Annotated in this window: 2 protein-coding genes and 1 other RNA gene; all 3 read right to left on the bottom strand. The window is 74.5% G+C overall.

Translation table 11 applies throughout. The features are described from left to right. Positions 1-13: 13 nt before the first annotated feature. The 3 genes from purD to ffs all read right to left on the bottom strand — a co-directional run bounded on the left by purD (position 14) and on the right by ffs (position 3686). Positions 14-1282 (bottom strand): phosphoribosylamine--glycine ligase, encoded by a 1269-nt coding sequence (purD, locus tag RIF68_RS30300; protein ID WP_309054472.1) that lies wholly within the window; start codon positions 1280-1282, stop codon positions 14-16. A 61-nt stretch (positions 1283-1343) separates the two neighbouring features. Continuing rightward, on the bottom strand, positions 1344-3551 hold the full coding sequence (locus RIF68_RS30295) for a DNA polymerase III subunit gamma and tau (protein ID WP_309054471.1): 2208 nt from the start codon (positions 3549-3551) through the stop codon (positions 1344-1346). Between the two features lie 36 nt (positions 3552-3587). After that, positions 3588-3686, bottom strand: an RNA gene (gene ffs, locus RIF68_RS30290) — signal recognition particle sRNA small type. Between the last annotated feature and the right edge of the window lie 208 nt (positions 3687-3894).

The raw sequence follows: 3894 nt of genomic DNA, 5'->3' as shown, positions 1-3894 counted from the left end.
GCGCCTCTGCCGCTCAGACTCCGGTGCTCCCGGCGTCCTCCGCGGCCTTCCGCGCGATGTCCGTACGGTGCTGCGCGCCGTCAAGACGGATGCGGCCGACCGCCGCGTAGGCACGCTCGCGCGCCTGCGTCAGGTCCGTTCCGGTGGCGGTGACCGAGAGGACCCGGCCCCCCGCGCTCACGATCCGGTCGCCGTCCCGCTTCGTACCGGCGTGGAGGACGTACGCGTGCGGCGCGTCCCGCTCCGCCACCTCGGCCAGGCCCTCGATCGGGTCGCCGGTGCGCGGCGCCCCCGGGTAGTTGTGGCTCGCGACGACCACGGTGACGGCCGCCTCGTCGCGCCAGGCCAGCGGCTCCTGGTCGGCCAGGGTGCCTGTGGCGGCGCGCAGCAGCACGCCCGCGAGGGGGGTCTTGAGACGGGCCAGGACCACCTGGGTCTCGGGGTCGCCGAAGCGGGCGTTGAACTCGATGACCCGCACGCCCCGGCTCGTGATCGCCAGACCCGCGTAGAGCAGGCCGGAGAACGGGGTGCCCCGGCGGCGCAGCTCGTCGACCGTCGGCTGCAGGACGGTCTCCAGGACCTCGTCCACCAGCTTCGGGTCGGCCCACGGCAGCGGCGAGTAGGCACCCATGCCGCCGGTGTTCGGGCCCTCGTCGCCGTCGAGCGCGCGCTTGAAGTCCTGCGCGGGCTGCAGCGGGAGGACGGTCGTGCCGTCCGTGATGGCGAAGAGGGAGACCTCGGGGCCGTCGAGGTACTCCTCGATGACGACCCGGTCGCAGGCGAGGGCGTGCGCCCGGGCCTGCTCGACGTCCTCGGTCACCACGACGCCCTTGCCGGCCGCGAGACCGTCGTCCTTGACGACGTACGGGGCGCCGAAGGCGGCGAGGGCCTCGTCGATCTCGGCCGGGGTGGTGCAGACGTAGCTGCGGGCGGTGGGCACCTCGGCGCCCGCCATCACGTCCTTCGCGAAGGCCTTGGACCCCTCGAGGAGGGCGGCCTCGGCGGACGGGCCGAAGACGGGGATGCCGACCGCGCGCACGGCGTCGGCGACGCCCGCGACGAGCGGGGCCTCCGGGCCGACGACGACCAGGTCGGCGCCGAGCTCCGTGGCGAGGGCGGCGACCGCGCCGCCGTCGAGCTGGTCGACGGGGTGCAGCGCGGCGACCTCCGCGATTCCGGCGTTGCCGGGCGCGCAGTGCAGAGCGGTGACGTCGGGATCGAGGGAGAGAGAGCGGCACAGGGCGTGTTCGCGGGCGCCGCCGCCGATGACGAGGACCTTCACGCCAGCCAGAGTAGCCCGCCTGCCGGGACGGCCCTTGTGCGGGCCACCGAGCGAGACGGCGCTACTCGTTCGTGTATTCCTCCACAACGGTGGCGCCGAGCTCGCGGACGATCAGCTCGTGGCCCGACAGGGCGGACTCCACCAGGTCCGGATCGTCCTCCTCCGGTACGTCGTCCTCCGGCGCCACCGAGCGCGGCGGCGCGGGGGCCGGCGCCTGCTGCCCGGCGGACGGCGCCTGCGGCCCGGGGCCGGACTGCGCGGCCCGTGCGGGGGCGGGCGCGTCCTGCCCGTAGGCGGCCGCCGGCGAAGGACCGGCGCCGGCCTGGGGCGCCGGGGTCTGGCCGTACGCCTGGCCCTGGCCGTACCCCTGTCCCTGGCCCGGGCCGTGGCTCTGCTGCGGCGGGCCGGGGGTGTGGCTCTGCGCGGCGGGACGGCCGCCGAAGGCGCCGGCGGCGGGCGGCGGGTTGGCACCGCCCGAGGGGTCGACGATCGCCTCGATCTTCCACTGGACGTTGAACTGTTCGGCCAGGGCCTGCTTCAGGACGTCCTCGCTGCCGCTGCTCGCGAAGTTGTCGCGGGCCCCGGCGTTGAGGAAACCGAGCTGGAGCGTGGTGCCGTCGAAGCCGGCCACCTGCGCGTTCTGGCTGAGCAGGATCCACGTGAAACGGCGCCGGTTCTTCACCGCGTCGAGGATCGACGGCCACATGTTCCGCACCTGGGCCGCTCCCTGCGCCATGTCGCCGGACCCGGCGGCGGGCGCGGGCGCGGAAACGGCGGGCTGCGCGGCCGGAGCGGGCGCCTGCGGCGGGGCGGCGGGCGCGGAGGCCCCCGGCCAGGCGCCGGGCGCCCCGCCACCGGGCCGGGCGGCACCGGGCCACGCCCCGGGCCGGGGCGCGTCGGACTGCGGCGCCTGCGAGGGCGGGACCGGCTGCGACGCGGCCTGGACGGGCCGGGAACTCTCCTGCGGCGACGGCGGTACGGGTGCGGCGGCGGCGGCCGGCAGGGGCGGCGGGGCCATCGGCGTGTGGGCCTCGGGCCCGGGCACGTACGCCACGGCGGGCGTGGGCGGGCCGGGCGTGAACACCGGCCCGGGGGCGGCGACCGCCGTGGCGGCTCCGCGCTCCAGCCGGTCGAGCCGGGCCTGCGTCGAACGCTCGTCGTCGAAGGCGGCGGGCAGCAGCACGCGCGCGCAGATCAGCTCCAGCTGGAGCCGGGGAGAGGTGGCGCCGCGCATCTCGGTCAGCCCGGCGTTCACCAGGTCCGCCGCCCGGCTCAGCTCGGCCGCGCCGAAGACGGAGGCCTGCGCCTGCATGCGCTCGATGACATCGGCCGGCGCGTCGACCAGCCCCTTCTCGGCGGCGTCCGGCACGGCGGCCAGGATGACCAGGTCACGCAGTCGCTCCAGCAGATCGGCGACGAACCGGCGCGGATCGTTGCCGCCCTCGATGACCCGGTCCACGATCTCGAAGGCCGCGGCCCCGTCCCCGGCGGCGAACGCGTCCACCACCGAGTCCAGCAGCGACCCGTCCGTGTACCCGAGGAGCGAGGTGGCCATGGCGTACGTCACACCGTCGTCGGCCGCGCCCGCGAGGAGCTGGTCCATCACGGACATCGAGTCACGCACCGACCCCGCGCCCGCCCGCACGACCAGCGGCAGCACCCCGTCCTCGACCGGGATGCCCTCGCGCCCGCACACCTCTCCCAGGTAGTCGCGGAGCGTGCCGGGCGGCACCAGACGGAAGGGGTAGTGGTGCGTGCGGGAGCGGATGGTCCCGATGACCTTCTCCGGCTCCGTCGTCGCGAAGATGAACTTGAGGTGCTCCGGCGGCTCCTCGACCACCTTCAGGAGGGCGTTGAAGCCCGCCGGGGTGACCATGTGGGCCTCGTCGATGATGTAGATCTTGTACCGGCTGGAGGCCGGCCCGAAGAAGGCCTTCTCCCGCAGCTCACGGGCGTCGTCCACACCACCGTGCGAGGCCGCGTCGATCTCGATGACGTCGATGGACCCCGGGCCGTTGCGCGCGAGGTCCCGGCAGGACTGGCACTCCCCGCACGGCGTCGGCGTCGGCCCCTGCTCACAGTTCAGACACCGGGCCAGGATGCGGGCGCTGGTCGTCTTTCCACACCCGCGGGGGCCGCTGAACAGGTACGCGTGGTTGACCCGGTTGTTCCGCAGGGCCTGCTGCAACGGGTCGGTGACATGCTCCTGCCCGATGACCTCGGCGAAGGATTCGGGGCGATAGCGGCGGTAGAGCGCGAGAGACGACACGTATACGAGGTTATAGGCGCCCACCGACAACCCGGGAACGCAAGCGCCCCCCACGCACCCGCCAGAGCCGACCTACCCTTGCTGCCTTCCGGCCCTGGGGGAGTTCAGTCAGATAGCGCCGCGTGAGGGGCTCCGCCCAGCCTACCCGATCCCCCACCCCCCGATGACCCACCTCCCCCACCCCGATCCCTCCGGGAACCCTCCCGGGACCCCCCTCCCGGATCGAGTTCGCGAGCACCCCCTTCGGTCATGTAATGTTCCCGGCGGAGGATTCGCCTAGAGGCCTAGGGCGCACGCTTGGAAAGCGTGTTGGGGGCAACCCCTCACGAGTTCGAATCTCGTA

This window comes from Streptomyces sp., assembly GCF_031178505.1.
In the GTDB taxonomy this organism is placed as follows: Bacteria; Actinomycetota; Actinomycetes; order Streptomycetales; family Streptomycetaceae; genus Streptomyces; species Streptomyces gulbargensis.
This window is presented reverse-complemented; position numbering and strand designations above follow the sequence as displayed.